Source organism: Staphylococcus pasteuri (assembly GCF_003970495.1).
GTDB classification, from domain to species: Bacteria; Bacillota; Bacilli; order Staphylococcales; family Staphylococcaceae; genus Staphylococcus; species Staphylococcus pasteuri.
On record NZ_RXWW01000014.1, the window covers coordinates 1 to 19,609 of the forward strand.

15 protein-coding genes are annotated in these 19,609 nt (G+C 31.5%); 5 read left to right on the plus strand and 10 right to left on the minus strand.

What is annotated here, in order from left to right; all coding sequences use genetic code 11:
- A partial coding sequence (locus CD121_RS01770) for an LPXTG cell wall anchor domain-containing protein (RefSeq protein ID WP_126567353.1) occupies positions 1-295 on the minus strand: 295 nt, incomplete at its 3' end.
- A gap of 221 nt (positions 296-516) precedes the next feature.
- Here CD121_RS01770 and CD121_RS01775 point away from each other — a divergent pair.
- Entirely contained in the window at positions 517-993 is a 477-nt protein-coding gene (locus CD121_RS01775; protein ID WP_117238823.1) for a peptide-methionine (S)-S-oxide reductase, read from the plus strand.
- 38 nt (positions 994-1,031) lie between these two features.
- Here the strand turns inward: CD121_RS01775 and CD121_RS01780 are convergent, their stop codons facing one another.
- Both CD121_RS01780 and CD121_RS01785 read right to left on the minus strand, forming a co-directional pair.
- Entirely contained in the window at positions 1,032-1,391 is a 360-nt protein-coding gene (locus CD121_RS01780; RefSeq protein ID WP_017637258.1) for a hypothetical protein, read from the minus strand.
- Positions 1,392-1,405: 14 nt separating this feature from the next.
- The gene (locus CD121_RS01785) at positions 1,406-2,458 is read right to left on the minus strand and encodes an LLM class flavin-dependent oxidoreductase (protein WP_126567354.1); all 1,053 of its coding nucleotides are present in this window, start codon (positions 2,456-2,458) and stop codon (positions 1,406-1,408) included.
- Between the two features lie 249 nt (positions 2,459-2,707).
- On the opposite strand from CD121_RS01785, the gene CD121_RS01790 reads away from it, so the two are divergent.
- Positions 2,708-3,883: an MFS transporter gene (locus tag CD121_RS01790; RefSeq protein WP_119622502.1), complete on the plus strand. Its 1,176-nt coding sequence runs from the start codon at positions 2,708-2,710 to the stop codon at positions 3,881-3,883.
- Positions 3,884-4,045: 162 nt separating this feature from the next.
- On the plus strand, positions 4,046-4,732 hold the full coding sequence (locus CD121_RS01795) for a flavin reductase family protein (RefSeq protein ID WP_017637255.1): 687 nt from the start codon (positions 4,046-4,048) through the stop codon (positions 4,730-4,732).
- 50 nt (positions 4,733-4,782) lie between these two features.
- On the opposite strand, the gene CD121_RS01800 is transcribed toward CD121_RS01795, so the two are convergent.
- From CD121_RS01800 to CD121_RS01825, 6 genes are all read right to left on the minus strand, one after another.
- The gene (locus CD121_RS01800) at positions 4,783-5,976 is read right to left on the minus strand and encodes an MFS transporter (protein ID WP_119622503.1); all 1,194 of its coding nucleotides are present in this window, start codon (positions 5,974-5,976) and stop codon (positions 4,783-4,785) included.
- A gap of 87 nt (positions 5,977-6,063) precedes the next feature.
- Positions 6,064-6,621 carry a TetR/AcrR family transcriptional regulator gene (locus CD121_RS01805; RefSeq protein ID WP_017637253.1) on the minus strand — a complete coding sequence of 186 codons (558 nt, stop codon included), beginning with the start codon at positions 6,619-6,621 and terminating at the stop codon, positions 6,064-6,066.
- A 51-nt stretch (positions 6,622-6,672) separates the two neighbouring features.
- Positions 6,673-7,263, minus strand: coding sequence for a TetR/AcrR family transcriptional regulator (locus CD121_RS01810; protein ID WP_126567355.1), 591 nt, complete (start codon positions 7,261-7,263; stop codon positions 6,673-6,675).
- A 212-nt stretch (positions 7,264-7,475) separates the two neighbouring features.
- Positions 7,476-8,402 (minus strand): glycine betaine ABC transporter substrate-binding protein, encoded by a 927-nt coding sequence (locus CD121_RS01815; protein ID WP_046466939.1) that lies wholly within the window; start codon positions 8,400-8,402, stop codon positions 7,476-7,478.
- 23 nt (positions 8,403-8,425) lie between these two features.
- Positions 8,426-11,140 carry an MMPL family transporter gene (locus CD121_RS01820; RefSeq protein ID WP_017637250.1) on the minus strand — a complete coding sequence of 905 codons (2,715 nt, stop codon included), beginning with the start codon at positions 11,138-11,140 and terminating at the stop codon, positions 8,426-8,428.
- Between the two features lie 479 nt (positions 11,141-11,619).
- On the minus strand, positions 11,620-12,048 hold the full coding sequence (locus CD121_RS01825; RefSeq protein WP_017637249.1) for an organic hydroperoxide resistance protein: 429 nt from the start codon (positions 12,046-12,048) through the stop codon (positions 11,620-11,622).
- Between the two features lie 230 nt (positions 12,049-12,278).
- Between CD121_RS01825 and CD121_RS01830 the strand changes: the two genes are divergently transcribed.
- The gene (locus CD121_RS01830) at positions 12,279-14,297 is read left to right on the plus strand and encodes a synaptonemal complex protein 1 (protein WP_126567356.1); all 2,019 of its coding nucleotides are present in this window, start codon (positions 12,279-12,281) and stop codon (positions 14,295-14,297) included.
- 63 nt (positions 14,298-14,360) lie between these two features.
- Here the strand turns inward: CD121_RS01830 and CD121_RS01835 are convergent, their stop codons facing one another.
- On the minus strand, positions 14,361-16,421 hold the full coding sequence (locus tag CD121_RS01835; protein WP_126567357.1) for an amidase domain-containing protein: 2,061 nt from the start codon (positions 16,419-16,421) through the stop codon (positions 14,361-14,363).
- 252 nt (positions 16,422-16,673) lie between these two features.
- On the opposite strand from CD121_RS01835, the gene CD121_RS01840 reads away from it, so the two are divergent.
- Positions 16,674-19,535 carry a YhgE/Pip domain-containing protein gene (locus CD121_RS01840; RefSeq protein ID WP_126567358.1) on the plus strand — a complete coding sequence of 954 codons (2,862 nt, stop codon included), beginning with the start codon at positions 16,674-16,676 and terminating at the stop codon, positions 19,533-19,535.
- The last annotated feature ends 74 nt before the right edge of the window (positions 19,536-19,609 follow it).

The following is a 19,609-nucleotide window of genomic DNA, read 5'->3' on the forward strand; positions in this document are numbered from 1 at the left end:
TTTTAGTTGAAGTTCGTTTTATAAAGATAAAAGTAATACCTAATATTAAAAGCACTACCAAACCTAGGATGGGTGTATGCTTTCTGTTTTGACCAGTTTCTGGCAATAATTTCATATGTTGCTCGTGTCTTTCTTTTGTAGTCTTAAGTGTATATGTATTATCTTTCTGATGTGAAATGTGGTTTTTATGTGGATTTTCGTTTGTAGAAGCTAAAACATTTTGGTTGAAATTAAGTAATAAAGCTATAGTAATAACAATAGCACTGATAAAATATTTGATAGATTGATGAAACAAATAGATCTCCCCTTGAGTAAATGGTAAATGAATAAAGCTGTTTAATATCTAAATTAAAGATATCATTTAAACTTTTAAAAGACCTATGTATGAGGTGTCAATTGAATAACAGTTTTGTCACTTTGCATTAGTTGTTTATAAATATTTTGTTATAGAGAGAACTAATAAGTACTTTTGATTTTAATTTATTTTTGTATAATTCAACTAAAGAGGTGAATATTATGGAAACAGTATATGTGGCTGGTGGATGTCTATGGGGAGTGCAAGCATTTTTTAAAACAATACCAGGCATTATTTCAACAGAAGCTGGAAGAGCCAATGGAAAGACTCAAACATTAGATGGGAATTATGATGGATATGCAGAATGCGTAAAATTAACTTATGATCCTGAAGTGTTATCAATATATAAAATTATGGAGTATTTATTTGAAGTCATTGATCCATATAGTGTAAATAAACAAGGGCATGATGTAGGTGAAAAATATAGAACAGGTTTTTATAGTAAGGATGATCAACATTTGCAAGAAGCGAAAGACTTTATTAATCAAAGAGAAGATTGTTTTAAAATAAAGGTGGAAGTCTTACCTCTGTCTAATTATGTAAAAAGTGCGTCAGAACATCAAGATAGATTAGAACATTATCCTGAAGATCATCATATGTGTCATATTCCATTACATTTGTTAAATAAATATAAATAAAATAGACCACAAGGATGTGGTCTATTTTATGGTCAAAATTATTTGCGTTTACCATCAAATGTATCTAGTAAACTTAATGTTGCTAATCCTAGTAAGTCTAATGCGTGTTGTGCACCTTTTTTACCATGGCCAGCTTCAAAGTGTTTATAAGTTGCTACACCTAATACTGAAATAGTAGCTAATGAACCTAAACGAGAAGCTGTTTTACTTAAGAAACTAACTGCGAATAAACCTGCAGCTGCAGCTTCAACACCACCAGCTAATTTAACAGATTGTTCTGGTAATCCGAATACATTTGTGAATGTATCAATCATACCTTGATCACCTTGTAATTTTGGTTTTGATGCATCGTATAATTCTTTAGCAAGTTTTAAATTTGTAGCATAACGTAATATCATAATAATATTTCCTCCTATTTATCTTTAAAATATTTATCTACTATAGGTTTAACCTTTTCCCCAAAAAGACGAATTGAATGCATTGTTTTTTCATGAGGCATTGATCCTACTGGTGTATGAATCATAAAACGATTAAGACCTAGAGTTTCTATAGTTTCAATTATCTTTTGTGCGACAGTCTCTGGACTTCCTAAGTATATCGCACCATTGCTTCCAATTTCTCTTTCAAAGGCTTGTTCATCAAAAGTTGGCCAACCGCGTTCTCTACCAAGTATATCTTGATGTGCTTTTAATGATGGGAAGAACTCACGTTTAGCTTGTTCATCTGTATCAGCAATATAGCCCCAAGAATGGACTGAAATCGGTAGTTCAGAAGGATTGTGACCATATGACTCAGCAACAGATTTATAAATCTCGATGTTGCGAGTAAAACGTTTAGGATTACCACCAATAATAGCATAGGTAATTGGTAAACCTAATGCACCAGCTCTTAAAGAAGATTCAGGTGTTCCTCCTGTAGCAATTGAAATAGGTAATTGTCCATGTTCTATTCTAGGATATATACCTGTCTTATCAATGCTAGGTCGTAATTTACCTTCCCAATCTATCATTTCATGATTGTTGATTTTTAGCAACATTTGAAGCTTTTCATTAAATAAATCCTCATAGTCATTTAAATTGTAACCAAATAAAGGAAATGACTCGATAAATGAACCTCTACCAATCATTACTTCAGCTCTACCATTAGATACGGCGTCTAATGTTGAAAAACGTTCGTATACTCTGACTGGATCATCAGACGATAATACGGTAACGGCAGAAGAAAGTTTAATGTGAGATGTTTTTGCAGCAGCTGCAGCTAATACTGTAACAGGATCGGATACTGCATAATCCTTTCTATGATGTTCTCCAAGACCACACACATCTAATCCTAATTGATCAGCAAGCTGAATCTCTTCAACGATATTTCTAATTCTTTCCGCGTTTGAGATAGGTAATTCTGAACCTTCTGGCATGTGAATAACAGTGTTATCAGCAAAAGATGTTAAACCTAATTCTACTTTCATATGGGTCACCTCCATTTAATATATTTTTTATACTGGATATATTATATATCTTGGGGTGATGAAAGTCAATACGAATTGCTTGTAGGTTATAAAAGGGATAGATGAGCAAATTACAGCGTATATCAACGTGGTATTTAATTTGCTATAAATTTTAAATTTTTTGCAAATTAAATAGGTTCTTTAGTTTTATGAGTTAAAGTGTAATAATAGGTAACGTTAATAAAAAATAGGAAGGGAGTATAAAGATAAATGGAAGAACAACGTCATTATAATCTTATAACTACAATTCTCTTTTTCTCAGGAATTATCGTTATGGGAAGTTTATATACTGCACTTCCGCTTACTGCAGCATTTGCACATTCATTTCATATTCCACAATCTGTTGCTACTTTAAATGGTGTTATTTTCTCTATTATGTATTCAATTAGCTGTCTATTTTATGGAACCATTTCTGATAAATACGGGAGAATTAAAACAATATTAATAGGATTAAGTGGTTTGACATTGATTTGCTTTATTATTGGCTTTGTAAATTCATTTACATTATTACTTGTTATGCGTGCATTACAAGGAATATTTGCCGCTGCATTTTCTCCAGTAGCCATTACTTATACCACAGAAACTTACCCTGCTAAAAAGAGAGTTACAGCAATTAGCTTTATTAGTACAAGTTTTATGTTATCTGGTGTGTTAGGACAAAATTTAAGTGAAATGATAGTTCATCATTTAAATTGGCATTGGGTGTATTTTACTTTAACAGTATTATATTTATTATTGGTATTTGTTATTTATCAATTTGTACCTGAAAGTCCTCGTAGAAATACTGATGTTAAATTACTTAAATTTTTTAATAACTTTAAAGACTTTCGAGATAATTTAAAAGTTATTTACTGTTTATTCATTTCATTTACTTTATTGATTATGTTTATTAGTATGTACGCTATTTTAAATTTATATATACTATCTGATAAATTGAATGGTGACATTTCAACAGCATCATTAGTAAAACTATTTGGTGTTATTGGTATGTTGCTATCATTATTAGCTGGACGTTTGAGCGGTCGTATAGGTATCAAACGATTGATCTCATTAGCTTTATTAACAAGTACAATTTCACTTTTAGTTATGGGAATGACTACTAACATTATTTGCATAACTATTTTTAGCGTTACGTTTGTAGCTGGTATTGCCTTTGCAATCCCTTCAGTCATTTCAAAAGTAGGAATTACAGTTAATCGTAATCAAGGATTCTTTTTATCTGTAAATACAGTGATATTATTTATGGGAACAGCCATTGCTCCAATAATAATGATTTATATTGGTGAGATGTCTAGTTACTTTATGATGTTTGCTTCAATCGCTTGTATAGGTCTTGTTGCATTTATCGTATCGTTATTTATGCCTAGTGATGCTAACGCTTATTAAACAAAAGTTAAGCGAATATAGTTAGTTTAATAGTTATTAATTATTTTTAAACGATTTATTTATAGCATGTGACTATAAGTAAATCGTTTTTTAGTATTAGAATTATCAATAAAGTTATTGTATGATTGAAGAAATATAAATATTTAATAGGGGTGAGGAACAATGAATTATTCACCAAAGCAAGGCACTAAATCTCATGGATTACCACATGATCCATTTAAAAGTAGTACAGTACCAAGACCTATAGGATGGATATCAACTGTTTCTAAGGATGGTAAAGATAATTTAGCACCTTATAGTCAATATCAGAATCTAACATGGGACCCGCCAATGGTTATGTTTGCCGCTAATCAATCTGTTTTAGGAGACCACGAACGTAAAGATACAGTGAAAAATGCAGAAGAAACAGGTTGGTTTGTTTGGAATATGGCGACTTATGATTTAAGAGAAGCTGTTAATTTATCATCCAAAGCATTAGCACCCGAAGAAGATGAATTTGAATATGCTGGTGTGACTAAAGAAGAATGTATTGAAGCACCTGGATATAGAGTTAAGGAATCTCCTGTTCATTTTGAATGTGAATATGTTCAAACTATTCGTATACCAACTGGTGACCCGGTATCTACAGTGGATATTGTAATTGGTCGTGTTGCTCAAGTTCATATCGATGATAAAGTGATTACTGAAGATGGAAAGCTAGATATACCTTCAATTCGTCCAATTGCACGTTTAGGATATTATGATTACACTGTTGTAGATAAAGTGTTTGAGATGAAAGCACCACATGCATCTAAAGAAGAATTAGCAGGACTAGAAGGAAGAAATTTCGATAATAAAAATGAAGATTAATATAAACAAAGAAAGCTCCTCAATTCACTTTGAGGAGCTTTCTTTTATATCTATAGTAAATCTTTATTTGCTTTTTGTAGTTTAGTATATTCATCGTCGATATTAACTTTCGGAGGTTTAACTTCGACTTTTGGATAGATTAAGACTGGTGTTAAACCAATAATGCCATATATTACAAAGGTGAATGTATAACCTAATTGTTCTACAATTGGGCCTGCTAAAACAGAACCAATGACTTGTCCTACTGCTAACATTAAAAATGGAATTCCTATACCAAGAGAAGCGTTTTTAACGAATAATTTAACTCCCCAAACAAGCAATACACCTGTAATAAATATATAACTTGCTCCAAAAAGTAAAGAAGCTAGGAAAGGTACTATCCAAATAAAAGGTGTTAATGCCAGTAGAATAGATGCAGCTGCCATTAAAATGACACCTAAAAAATATGAGAACTTAAGTCCGTATTGATCAATCATTCGACCGGAAATACTGCCTAATACACCAGCTACACCAATAAGTATCCAAAATATAGATAAAGCGATAGGCGAGTAGTGATCAGTATTTTGAACATATGATTTTGAAAAGGTCCAATATGGTGCAGTTGAAATACCTAATATTGTAGATGCAAAGATAATTCTTTTACTGGCACTTATATCTAGAATATTAAGAGAACCTGGATTTATGTTTATATTGTGTTTTAAAGACGGAATAATAAAGAAGTTCCATACGGTAATTAAAATGGCGATAATACCATAAATTAAATATACTGAACGCCAATCTATAAAAACTAACATAGCAGTTATTCCAGTAAACACTAAACCTATACTCGTACCTGAATTAATCCATGTGTTAGCTTTACCTTGTTGTTCCCATTTAATCCATAATGAAATAGCATAACCATAAGGTGGAGAGATAAGGCCCGAACTCGCTCCAGCAAATATAACACCTAAAGAAAGCGTCAATGCATTGGAGGCTATGCTAATGGTGATTAAACCTAAAATAACTAATAAGCTAGCTAACATAATCATATATTTAGGACCAGTTTTTGCAGTTCTTAACGTAGCATAGATGATGGTAAAGCAATAAGATAAATAAAATAAAGATGATATAATTCCAGAACTTGAAGCGCTTAAATGTAAATCTTTAGAAATATCAGGGAGAAATAGGCCAAAGCTAAATCTACCTAAACCATAGATTGTAGCAATCATGGCAATACCTGGAAATACAAGTTTATAGAAATTCATTATATGATCACTCCCTCTTTTATATAGAACGTTCATTCTACTTTAGGTTGAAATTAAAGAGATTGATGAATGCATCAATCTCAAATATTAGTTGTATTTGGTTGCTTCATCTATAAATAGATGTGCAATATAACGTGCATGCTTTGTCGCTTCATCTACACCTAATAGTGTTGTCATAGAAGTTGTACCTTCCATAAGTAAAGTATATCTAATCGCTAAATCACGACCATTTTTAAAGTTAGATCGAGTAGCTAAATTTTCAAGAAAGTTTAAAAGACGCTCTTTATGACCACGAGCGATAGATTCTATATTACTATCACTGTCACTATAATCTTCGATAGCTCTCATAAACATATCTCCAGTATAAGAATAGTCTTCTAACCATTTACAATGTGCATCAACAGCTGAAATAAAAGGTTGATGAGGAGATTGATTAACACCATCTTCTAAATAATGCCAATAACGTGATTCACGTTGTTTAAGGACAGCTTCTACTAATTTTTCTTTTGAATCAAAATGATTATAAAGTGTCATTGTGGCTACATTAGCTTCTTGAATAATTTGTTTGAGACCAACACCATGGAAACCGTGTTGATAAAATAATCGTTCAGCTACTTCTAATAAATCTTGTTTCTTCTTGGACATCTTCATCACTCATTAAAAATAGAATAGTCATTCTAGTTAAAGTTAACACTGTCAATTTTGGTTGTCAAATTGTGTTTGTCTGCTATAACAAGAGGGGATATTGATATCCAAACTATCATATAAAGCTTCTAAAATTTCATCAGCTGAATAACTATAATCATTTTTAACCCACCGACGAATAATTTCTATTAAACCACTACTATAAAAATCAGCAATTAATTGTGGGAATTTACTATTATTAATTTTATTAGAAAGAGGGTCATTATTGTTTTGTGCTTCTTCAATCATTTTTTCACTACCATATCGAGTGAATAGACGAAATACATCTTCTTGTCTTGAAGCTACTAATAAATTTTTAAAAACGCGTTTGTTACTATCAATAAAATGGATAAACAGTTCGAACGCATCTGTTGAAGCATTATGGCCATCATACTTCACTACTTCTTCTTCCATTAAGAATTCTGTAAGTGGTAGAAGTAGATCATATTTATCTTGAAAATATCGATAAAATGTACTTCTGTTAATTTCGGCTGCTTCACAAATCTTTTGTACAGTAATTTCATCAAAATGATTATGGTGTAACAATTCAAAGGCAGTTTGATTAATATGTTTAATCATACGTTTTTGTGTTGATGTTGGCATAACTATGACTCCTCAAGTAATAATGTTAATTAATAATAACAATGTTTATTTAGTAATGTATCACGAATAATTTTATCTTACCAAATATAAATGGTTTTTACATAAACTAAACAATTATCTTCAATTAAATACACAAAAAAGGACTTGAGAATGTCTTCATTCTCAAGTCCTTTACATGATTGTTACTCGGAGTTATTAATTCGTAGCTAAGATTAGTGGTCGATGCCTTCTAACCATTCGTCTACTTTATTGTCGTGGTCATCTACATAATCTTTTGCAACTTGTTCTGGATTTTTTTGGTCTTTGAAGATTTTCTTAGCTAATTGATCTTCATCTTTTTTGCTCCAGTCGTCTGACATGCGTGTTGCAATTGTATACGCAGCTGGATGATTTTCTTTAAATTCTTTGTTGAATACTAAATTGATATGTTGATCTTCTTTACCATAGATTTTATCTGGATCTTTTAACATTTTTACATCTAATTCTTTAGAGAACCAACTTGAATCCATTGCTGTAAATAGGATTGGTTGTTGTTGTTTATAAGCTTTTTGAATCGCTTTAAATTGATCTTGGTCTGAAGATTCTTTAAGACTATAGCCGTCTAAATTATCTTCATCTAATTCACTTTTAGTTTGTTTCATAACGCCATTTCTTGCGTCAGTACCTTGAATGTCTTTATCGAATTTTTTACTGTCTTTAAGATCAGCAATAGAATCGATATCTTGTTCGTATTTTGGTACGGCCAAGCCAACTTTAACGTCATCTACAAGATTTTCTTTGTCATAAACTGATAATTTACTTTTGAATTTATTATAATAGCTTTTATCTGTAGATGGGAAAATACCTGATGCATGGAATGAATCCGGATTTTCAGCTACAGAAGCATATAACGGGCCACTTGCTTGAACAGGTGTTGTTGTTACATCATAACCAGCTTTCTTTAAAACTTCAGCAATGACTAATGTACGTGGTGCAGAGTTATCGCTAGCAACGTAAGGTAATTCGATTTCTTTATTACCAAGTGATGTGTCTTTTTCTTTTGATGAACTTCCGCCACCGTTACCACATGCACTTAGCACAATGGCTAAGGCAATAGTGGCAAATAGGCCTAAAAGTTTTAAACTTCTTGTTTTAAACATTCAGCATTTCCTCCTATTAAAAATTAATATCTATCTCTATCGTTATTACGGTGAGTGTCGTCATGAGATTGTTGATCAGAGTGATGATTATATTGATTATAAACATCGTGATCATTTTCTCTTGCATATAACATTAGAGCATGGAATAACACATCTTGACCATTTGATTTACTTGATAAATCTTTAAATAATTCAGTCGTACGTACTTCATTGCTTTGTTGATTTGATTGAGAACGACGTGCGTACGAAGTGTTATGGTTATCATAATTATTTGGACTATCGTAGTGTCTGTAATCATCATTTCTGCGATTACCAACATATTGTCCATTTCCTTCTTTGTTATATAAAGATTCATAATCTACATCATCATTAGGTTCGTTTGAAGAAAGTCGAGATAAGTGCGATTCACTAGTATATGTTGAGTGATCACGATTGTCGTTATAATGTTGTCCATTTTCATTATGGAAACGACGTTGCTCATCTGAACGATATTGGTTGCTTACGCTATTTCTATCTTCTCTTTGACGACGGTCATCGGCATAAGCATTATAATTATCTTCATTATAATGTGCTTGAGAATTAGCTCTATTTGAATCTTGTTCTAATGCTTTACCTTCGATATCTAATTCAGGGAGGATGTTACGCAACCATTTAGGCATGTACCATGAAGCTTTACCGAATAATTTTGTTAATGCTGGAATTAATGTCATTCGTACTACAAATGCATCAAATAAAACACCGAATGCTAGAGAAATACCCATTGATTTAATTGCCATATCATCTTGGAAAACGAAAGCAATAAACACACTGAACATAATCAATGCTGCAGCAACAATAACTGGGCCACTTTCTTTAATACCTACTCTAATAGAGTGGTCGTTATCGCCAGTCTTACTATATTCTTCATGAACACGTGTCATTAAGAATAATTCATAGTCGATAGCTAAACCGAAGAGTAAGCCTATTGTTATAACAGGTAAGAAGGCTAATATTGGTCCAGTGTTTTCGACACCGAATAAGCCACCTAAGAAACCATCTTGCATTACTAAAGTTGTGAAACCTAATGTAGCCATTAATGAAAGTACGAAACCAAGTACTGCTTTTAATGGTACAAGGATTGAACGGAAGACAAATACTAATAATACAAAGGCTAATAATACGATAACGCCTGCAAATACTGGAATAGCGTTGTTAAGTTTTTCTGACATATCAATGTTAATAACACTTTGACCTGTTATTTCAGAATTGAAATCGTATTTTTCTTTAGCATCTTTATTGTAATCACGTAAATCATAAACTAAATCGTTTGTAGATTTAGCGTTAGGACCATCTTCTGGAATAACTTGGATAAGTGCATAATGATTATTATCATTTAATTGTGGTTTTTCCACAGTATCTACATTATCCATGTCTTTAATATCTTTTCTCATGCTGTTTAAATCAGATTCGATAGATTTTTTGCTACCGCCATCTTTAGTATTAACAAGCATTGCAATTTGTCCATTATAGCCTGCACCAAAGTTATCTGTGATTAAGTTGTAAGCTTTATGTGCTGATGAATCATTAGCTTTAAGACTATCATCTGGGATACCTAATCTCATTCCGGATACAGGTATGATAGCGATAATTAAAATGATTAAACTAATAATAATTGCAATTATAGGTTTACCAACTACGAAATTTGCCCATTTATGATCTTTAGGGTCTTTATTATTTTCTGGTTTATTTTTAATCTTAATTTGTTTATGGAATACACTAATTAATGCAGGTAATAGTGTTAAGGCTGCTAATACAGCAAATAAAACACTAAGTGCAGAAGAGAATCCCATAACTGCTAAGAAGTCAATACCTACTAATGATAATCCACAGACAGCAATCATTACTGTTAATCCGGCAAAGATAACGGCGCTTCCGGCTGTTCCAACTGCTAAAGCGATGGATTCAACAGGAGGTGTACCTTTTTTCCTAATTTCTTTATATCTAAATAAAATAAATAAGGAGTAGTCGATACCAACTGCCAAACCAATCATTACTGCTAGCGTCAATGTGAAGTTTGGAATGTCAAATACATTAGTTAGTAATGAAATGATTCCCACACTTGAAGCTAAACCGATTAAGGCACTTACAATCGGCATACCTGCAGCGATTAATGAGCCAAATGTAATTAATAAAATAATAAATGCTGTGATGATACCAACAAGTTCTGAATTACCACCAATTTCAGAATTCATTGAGCTTCCAGTTGTTTGTTCTATTTGAACATTGTGGTCATCTTTAACATCTTTCATTTCTCGATTGATAATTTTTTTAGAAGAATCTTGTAATGATGTTTGATTTACAACATAGTTTACTGTTGCAATAGCAGTATCTTTATCATCATTTACTTGATTTGTTTCATATGGATTACTTACATTTTGTACGTAATCATCGTCTTGTTTAATATTATCTAAAGCTTTTTCTATGTCTTTTTTAGTATTTTTATCAGTGATGCCATTCTTTTTATCAGAATGAATCACAATTTTCATCGATGCCTTCTCACTATCTTGATGGAATTCTTTAGACATTTTGTCATTTGTGTCTAATGATTTAAGTCCATTCATAGTGATATCACTATCGAATTTTGGGGAGCTTATCAATAGTGGTGTGATAATTACGCCAAGAATGATAAGCCATGAAATAATGCTTAACCATTTGTGCTCAGCGATAAATTTGCCTAATTTGTATAAAAGTTTTGCCAAGACATTTCCTCCTATTTGTTTTTTTATTAGTAAACTTATGTCGTACATATGAAGTTAAGCTCAATTTAATTGAGTGAAATCTATGGTGTGTAAAAGTTACATTTATCAATTTAACAAGATTCAACTATATGAAACACCATTAATTTTTTTAAGGCGTTGAAAAATGAAACAGATTGCAAAAATTGTTGGAAAATTAATTGATAATGTTAGCTGTAACGTTGTTGTTCTCATTGAATAGGGAATTAATTATAGAGCTTGTTGTACCTTATTCCCTTAATTTATATAAATAATTAGTGAAATAGGATGTTTTTGAATATAACTGTTGAAAATTGGGATAGCGATGTACTTGTTTACCATTATATTTTGAATAAGATCATAAAATATTAAAAAAAGTGGGGAGAAACATTCATTCTCCACCACTTTCAAGATATTTAATATATATTAATGAAATCATAGGGGTAATTAAAAATTATCTACTATTATTGAGCAATTGCTTTTAACGAAACATCAATATTTCCACGTGTTGCTTTAGAATATGGGCAGAATTGATGAGCTTGTTCAACATATTGTTCTGCTTCTTCTTGAGATACATTCTCTAAAGTAACTTGAATGTCTGCAGCTAATTTAAAACCGTTATCCGTAGAATCTTTAACTAATTCAATCGTTATTTCTACTTCAGGATTTGCATCGTTGACTTTGTTACGAGATAGAATTAAAGACAAAGCACTGTTAAAACAAGCACTATATCCTGCAGCGAATAATTGTTCAGGGTTAGTGTCGTTACCGCCTTGACCACCCATTTCTTTAGGCGTCGCTAAATTTTGTACGAAAGTATTGTCCGGGCTAAATACACGACCATCTCGACCACCATTACTAATAATAGTAGTAGAATAAATTGACTCTGCCATCTGAAAAACTCCTTTTAAATTTAATTAAGTTAAATTATATACAAAAACCAATTAATTTAGCTTGGTTGAATTATAAAGCTATATACATAGAAATACAACGTATTTGTTTGATAAAATTTATAAGGATATCAAATACCTTCTATTTAAAATGTAAAGTGTAATTTTATAGGAGTTTGTTATATAATAAAAACAAATTTAAAATTGCTAATCGGCTAAAGGAGATTGAAAACATGAAATATAAACAAACAAATAAAGTCAGCATATGTTTGAAACTATCTTGTTCAGCGCTTTTAATCAGTGGCTCAATGATTGGATATGGTTTTACAAATAATATGAAAGTCCAAGCAAAGGATTCATCATCTTATAGCACACTTGAATCGAAAGAAGAAAGTTTGCAAGGTCAAATCAAAAAAGCTAAACATGACATTAAACAACTCAGCCATTTGAATGAAGAAAAACAGCAAGATTATCTAGAACAATTGGATGACGTGACTGATAATACTAATTTGGACAAAATTATTAAAAATGCTAAGCAAGAAGATACAAAAATAAAAACAATAAAGAAACAGACTGCTAAGAGTACTGAGAATGAAAAATCAAATTCACAAGTAAATCATTCCAGTAATACTGATGATAATAAAGATGTGACAGAGAATTTAGACAAAATGTTAAAGGATTTAGACATTTCATCCTCGAAAGTTGATAATAGTCAACTAAGTGAAGGAGATTCCTATTCCGATAATGATAAAGATGTGACCGAGGAACAAAATCAACAACTTGATAAAACGAATTCAGATGATAAAAAGGGCAATATCATCGATGATTTGGATAAAATCAAACAAGATGCAACAATAAATGGCGAAGAAGATAACAACAATGATCAACTGGAAAAAGTTGAACCATCAAACAATTCTAAGAAAGTACAATCCAATCATAAAGAACAAACGAAGAGTAATTTGCAAAAGCAAAATAATGTTGAAGATAAAGAAAATCAAACATCATCTCAAGTTCAACAATTAATCAAAGATACAAATTCAGAGAGTACTAATAATAAAGCTAAAGATAAAGTGAATGATGTTACTAAAAAGTTAGAAGGCAGCGACAAAATTGATCATGATATTTCTAAAAAATTAGCTGAAAGTCATGCAAATAATGGTCAATATTTGAATAATAAACAAGATGCCTTAAAGCAATTAGAAAATAATGTTAATCAACAAAGTGAATTATCTACTCAAAGTAAAAAGGAATTGAAACGAGATATTCGTCAAACTCAAAATCGTACAAATCAACAACGTGATTTAATACTTGATGAGCTCAATAACTCTAAAGACAAAAATAAATCAGTTAAAGCGATATTAAATAACGTTATGAGCCAAAATGAAGCGAATCAAACACTGAAAAAAATACAAACCAAAGGTCGCTCAGATGAACAAATCGCTAATCAAATTGCAAAACAATTTGATAACTTATCCCATACTTCATCAGATAACATTTTAAAATCAATGCTAGACCAGTCTAAAGATAAGCAACAATTGATTAAACAATTACTTTCTACCCGATTAGGTGACAAAGAAGCAGAACGTATCGCCAATCAACTAGCAAATGGAAATTTAAATAATCAACAAATTATAGATCAGTTAAAACAGCAAATTGATAAACAAGGGAACGTCACTGCAGATGATATCTTAAATGACGTATTAAATAATGCTAAAGATAAAAGACAAGCCATTGAAACGATATTAGCCACTCGTATTGAACAAGGAAAAGCCAAAGTGTTGGCAGACATCATTAATCGTATTCAAACCGATAAAGCGAGTACGTTAGACTTAATTAAATCTGCAATTAACGGTAAAGCAAATGACTTACTACAATTACAACATAAAGTTGATAGTGCTAAGAAAGATTTAGATTACATTATATCTCCTATTAAAGATAGACCGAGTATCTTTGATAGAATCAATCAACATTCGAATAATAATAATTCAAGCTTATTGGATCAATTAAATTCAGGACATAGTTTATTGGATGGAATTGAAGATATACCAACACCTACACCAGAAAAGGGATTGACACTAGGTTCTGGAGATGGTCTGTTAGAAGGGTTATTTAATGATGACGGTAATCTATCATTACCAGAAGCAGGACAAACAATCAAACAACACTGGATGCCAATTTCAATTGTTGTTGCATTATTCGGGGCAAGTCTTATTTGGATAAGCAGACATAAACGAAAACATCATCAACAGTAACATCAAAATAAAAATGGACGAGGCAAATTTAGTATTGTCTCGTCCATTATTTATAGTTTGAAATTATTTACCAGTAATATAATCAAGTTGTGAAGCGTCACTCGCATCAATTGTTCTATATGAAATGACTCCTAATCCTTTAACATTAGATTCTGAAATAATAATTGAACCATCTGAATTAACTTTTTCTACAAATGCAACATGGCCATATTGCGTGTCTGCACCTAATTGACCAGCTTCAAAAACAACAGCAGTGTGCTTTTTAGGTGTTGATGATACATGATAGCCTTCTTTTTCTGCACGGTTATTCCAATTATGAGCATCTCCCATATTACTGTGGATATATTCATTAAATTGTTTCATACGTTGGTCAACATACCAAGTACACTGACCTTGAGGATAGCCAGCGCTACCTTGACTTTCTTCGAATGGTTTGAAACTGGATTGTGATTGATCGTCATTTTTAATAGAATGGTTATATTTATCTAAACTTGGCATTTTTTTCTTATCAAAATCAGTTAAATGATAATGTTTAATAATACTATTTAATTTTTTAGCATAATTTGGATCAGTGGCATACGTACGTGATAAGTGTGACGTTGCTGACTGATATGTAGATGCCTTACTTTTCCATGTTGGTTGATAAATTGTTGGATTACCATCGATACCATCTTTAATTAAAGTAGCGTAATCTTCTAATGAAGCTTTGGTATTAGGATATTTACGGAATCCAGCTGTTATATTATACATATTATTTGAACTATCAGCTTCTAATGTGTTAAATGAAACAGATTGACCATGATAATCGCCTTTAATTCCAAATAAATTGAAGTTAGGTTTTTGAGCAAGCGTACTGTTACCTGAGTCAGATTCTAGGATTGCTTGTGCCATCATAACTGAAGCATAAATATCTTCTTTTTGTCCTATTTGATGAGCGTCTTTGGCGATAGATTTTATAAAGTCTCTTGTGTTTTTACTATCTACAATATTGATATCTCCATCTGTTAAATGACCATCTTGTAATGTTGGTAATTGTTGGAATAGACCAGTTGAACGTGTATTAGACTTTTTAAAATCACTCTCAAATGATTGTGCTGGTTTCGTTTTGTGTTTTAATTCGTCAGGTGTTGGTAATTGAGGGTTCTTGATATCTTGTTGTGTATCGTCATTGTGTTTTTCTTCTGAATGATTCTCATTGCGAGTTTCTTTCTTTTTAGAAGATTGATATTGGTTTTGTGTCTTCGTTGCATCTTCACTATATTCATCTAAAATAGAATCAATTGCAGAATCTGAGATACTTTGATTTGATGAATCAGTATTATCGTCATTCTTAGTATTAGATTGACTTGAATGACTTGTGTTTGAGCTTTGAGATGCATCATCATTTGTTTCTTGTGTTGCATTATCAGAATCATTGTTATTATGGCTTGTTGTATCTTCATTTGATGTAGTTTGATCGTTTTGATTATTGTCATCTTGTTCTGAATTACTTCTAGATGAATCGTTCTCTAAATTGCTTTTACTCTCGTCACTCGTTGCATCATCATTGCCATACTGGTGACTTTCGGAACTTTGATTATCTTTCTCTTCATCCCGAGCAGGTTGTTCATAGTCTGAAATATCAGAGTCAAAGTGAAATAAATTCTGAATTAATGTCGTTAAACTAAAACTATTGTCATATTTATCTGGTGACCACAAACGATTGAAATCAGATTGTGAAGAAGATAATCCATCATAAAATTGATTGATAACATTAGTTGGCTGATGAGATTTTTTATAATTATCATCAGTGACAGATGTTTGTGTAGAATGATGTGATGAATGATTATCTTCTTTTGATTGATTATTTTTAGTATCTTGATGTGAAGATTTATTTTTAACTTCTTTATCACTTTTAGAGGTATCATTGTCTTTGTCTTTATCTTCATCGTTATTATCATCATTAGTTGACGAAGAAACTTGATCACTCTTTTTATCATCATTACTTTGAGATTGAGTGCGTTGTGAAGTTGACGAATGTGTTGGTGTTTGATCATCTTCAGCATGGGCTATGGGTGCTGTTGTTAGAGATGGCACGATTAAAGTAGTTGAAAGTAAATATATTAAGAATTTGTCTTTAGACATCTTTATTAAGCTCCCTTGAAAATTTAAATATTATTGTACTATATACCTTGAATTTGATATAATTTAATTTATGGCATTTATAATTGATACTTATCAACAAATTATAATAACCTAACAAAATGTATTATACTAACCTTTATAAGAAAAATAAATTGTTTTTAGAAAAATGTAAAATAACATTTGATAAAATGAGTATAAAGACTGTGACAAAATAGGTAGAAAAGTTAATAAATTGTTTTTAGGAGTGTGACAATGAAAAACGCACTGAAACTGTTTAAAACGGATTTAAAGAAAATTGCTAAGACACCGGCAGTTTGGGTGATTTTAGCAGGTTTAGCTATATTACCTTCATTTTATGCTTGGTTTAACTTGTGGGCAATGTGGGATCCGTATGGTAATACTGGACATATTAAAGTGGCAATTGTTAATGAAGATAAAGGTGACAAAGTAAGAGGAAAAGAAATTAACGTCGGTAACAAAATGGTACAAACCCTTAAGAAAAATGATAGCTTTGATTGGCAATTTGTAAGTCGAGAAAAAGCTGATCATGAAATAAAAATGGGGAAATACTATGCAGGCATATACATACCAAGTAAGTTTACACACCAAATTACAGGTACTTTAAGAAAGCATCCTGAAAAGGCGGATGTTGATTTCAAAGTTAATCAAAAAATTAATGCTGTAGCTGCAAAACTAACAGATACAGGTTCTTCGATGGTAGTAGAAAAAGCCAATGAACAATTTAACCAAACTGTGACCAAAGCGTTACTTGCAGAAGCAAATAAAGTAGGATTGAAAATTGAAGACGAAGTACCTACAATTAATAAAATTAAAAATGCAGTGTACGCAGCTAATAAATCATTACCAGAAATAAATAAATTTAAAGATAAAATTATCTACTTAAATGACCATCAGGATGACCTTGATCAATATGCGAATCAATTTAGAAATCTTGGTAATTATAAAGGTGATATTTTAGATGCACAAGAAAAACTCAATCAAGTCAATGCATCAATTCCTGCATTAAACGAAAGGGCAAAATTAATTTTAGCTTTAAATAATTATATGCCTAACATTGAACGCGTCTTGAATGTTGCAGCGAATGATGTACCAGCACAATTCCCTAAAATAAATAAAGGGGTATCTATTGCAGGACAAGGTATTGATGAAGCAAACGATCAATTGACTGATGCTAAAGGATTTTTAACTCAAGTTCAAAATAGAGTTGGTGATTACCAAGACGCAGCTGGACGAGCACAAAATGCTAATAATAATGTGAACCAAGACTTACGACAACAAACTAATACAAGTCAACAGAGTGCACATGGTAAACAGCATGATGAAGGACATAGTTATAATTCAAATATTAAAACGAAATCATTGAGTACATCTGGTAATAATGAAAATAGTAATTCTAATGAGTTTGTTACTTCAAATGATGTGAAATCAATGAATACTGCATTGACTGAATCGTTATTATCACTATCCAATATGAGTGATGTACAAGCAAACGCATCACAAAAAGATATGGATGCGCTGAAAAATGTATCTTATGGTATTTTGTCATCAGATAAGCCATCTGAGTTTAAAGAACCATTAGATAATATTAAATCAAGATTAGAAAATGCTACAAAATATAATCAACAATTTATCGATATCTTATCAGAACTTGAGAAAAATGAAGATGTTGATTTGTCTAAAGAAATTAAACAAATTAAATCTGCAAACAATCATTTGAACAAGCAATTAAGAACTACAAACCAATTAATCAATGCCTTATCAAATGGAAGTTCTGGTAAAGCAGAAGCGGTTAATGTATTAAAAAATATCAAAGATACAAACAGTGCATTAAGTCAATTCCGTACGTATATTAAGAAGGAATTAAACCAAAACTTATTAAATATCTCAAATGACATTACTGCACAATTATCTGAAGGACAACAAACATTATCAAATGTACAATCTAAATTAAATTCAATTAATCAAGTGATTAATTCAGGTCAAAGTATTTTAAATAGCGGTCAAAAACGAATTGAGCGTATTCAAACAGCATTACCTAGCATAGAACAAGCTTATATCAATGCCATGAAAACAGCACAAGCATACTTCCCAACCGTGAAGAAAGACGTTGGTAAGGCCGCAGATTTTGTTAGAAACGACTTACCTGGATTAGAACAACGCCTAGCTAATGCAACACAATCAGTAAATGATAATTTACCATCATTGTTCAGTAGATATGATAATGCAGTTAATCTACTAGATAAAAATCAACCTAGAGCTAAAGAGGCATTGTCTAATTTAGCCGACTTCTCTGAAAATAAATTACCAGGCGTTGAAAAAGACTTGAAAAAAGCAAATAAAATTTTCAAGCAATTGGATAAAGATGACGCTGTTGATAATTTAATCGATACTCTAAAAAATGATTTGAAAAAACAAGCTGATGTCATTGCTCATCCAATTAATAAAAAGACAACAGATGTCTTCTCAGTTAAAGATTATGGATCAGGAATGACGCCATTCTACACTGCATTATCTATATGGGTAGGTGGGTTATTGATGGTGAGTTTATTATCAGTAGACAATAAACATGAATCATTGAAACCGATACTCACACCACGCGAAATTTTCATGGGCAAAGCAGGCTTTTTCTTCTTATTAGGTATTGTTCAATCATTAATTGTATCTATAGGAGATTTGGTAATATTAAAAGCAGCTGTTGAATCACCATTATTATTCGTAACGATAGCAGTGTTCTGCTCGTTAGTATTTAACTCAATTATCTATACATGTGTATCGTTATTAGGAAATCCAGGTAAAGCAATTGCCATTATTTTCTTAGTATTACAAATTGCAGGCGGTGGCGGAACGTTCCCAATTCAAACAACGCCTAAATTCTTCCAAACGATATCACCGTACTTGCCATTTACTTACGCTATTGACGCTTTACGTGAAACAGTAGGAGGTATTGTGCCTGAAATTTTAATTACAAAAGTGATTATTTTAGCAGCATTTGGATTAGCGTTTATAATTATAGGTGTAGTACTTAAACCGATTACTGATCCTCTAATGAGAAAAGTCTCAGCTAAAGTTGATGAAAGTAATGTAACCGAATAATAACAATTAGATTCTAGCACTTAAGACAGTTAATTAATGTCTTGGTGCTAGAATTTTTTTTGTGATTTTCTTAA

What these genes read in the sequence shown, in the direction of transcription:
- CD121_RS01775 (WP_117238823.1), top strand. Translation starts at nt 517, where the DNA reads ATGGAAACAGTATATGTGGCTGGTGGATGTCTATGGGGAGTGCAAGCA.
- CD121_RS01780 (WP_017637258.1), bottom strand. Translation starts at nt 1,391, where the DNA reads ATGATATTACGTTATGCTACAAATTTAAAACTTGCTAAAGAATTATAC.
- CD121_RS01785 (WP_126567354.1), bottom strand. Translation starts at nt 2,458, where the DNA reads ATGAAAGTAGAATTAGGTTTAACATCTTTTGCTGATAACACTGTTATT.
- CD121_RS01790 (WP_119622502.1), top strand. Translation starts at nt 2,708, where the DNA reads ATGGAAGAACAACGTCATTATAATCTTATAACTACAATTCTCTTTTTC.
- CD121_RS01795 (WP_017637255.1), top strand. Translation starts at nt 4,046, where the DNA reads ATGAATTATTCACCAAAGCAAGGCACTAAATCTCATGGATTACCACAT.
- CD121_RS01800 (WP_119622503.1), bottom strand. Translation starts at nt 5,976, where the DNA reads ATGAATTTCTATAAACTTGTATTTCCAGGTATTGCCATGATTGCTACA.
- CD121_RS01805 (WP_017637253.1), bottom strand. Translation starts at nt 6,621, where the DNA reads ATGTCCAAGAAGAAACAAGATTTATTAGAAGTAGCTGAACGATTATTT.
- CD121_RS01810 (WP_126567355.1), bottom strand. Translation starts at nt 7,263, where the DNA reads ATGCCAACATCAACACAAAAACGTATGATTAAACATATTAATCAAACT.
- CD121_RS01815 (WP_046466939.1), bottom strand. Translation starts at nt 8,402, where the DNA reads ATGTTTAAAACAAGAAGTTTAAAACTTTTAGGCCTATTTGCCACTATT.
- CD121_RS01825 (WP_017637249.1), bottom strand. Translation starts at nt 12,048, where the DNA reads ATGGCAGAGTCAATTTATTCTACTACTATTATTAGTAATGGTGGTCGA.
- CD121_RS01830 (WP_126567356.1), top strand. Translation starts at nt 12,279, where the DNA reads ATGAAATATAAACAAACAAATAAAGTCAGCATATGTTTGAAACTATCT.
- CD121_RS01835 (WP_126567357.1), bottom strand. Translation starts at nt 16,421, where the DNA reads ATGTCTAAAGACAAATTCTTAATATATTTACTTTCAACTACTTTAATC.
- CD121_RS01840 (WP_126567358.1), top strand. Translation starts at nt 16,674, where the DNA reads ATGAAAAACGCACTGAAACTGTTTAAAACGGATTTAAAGAAAATTGCT.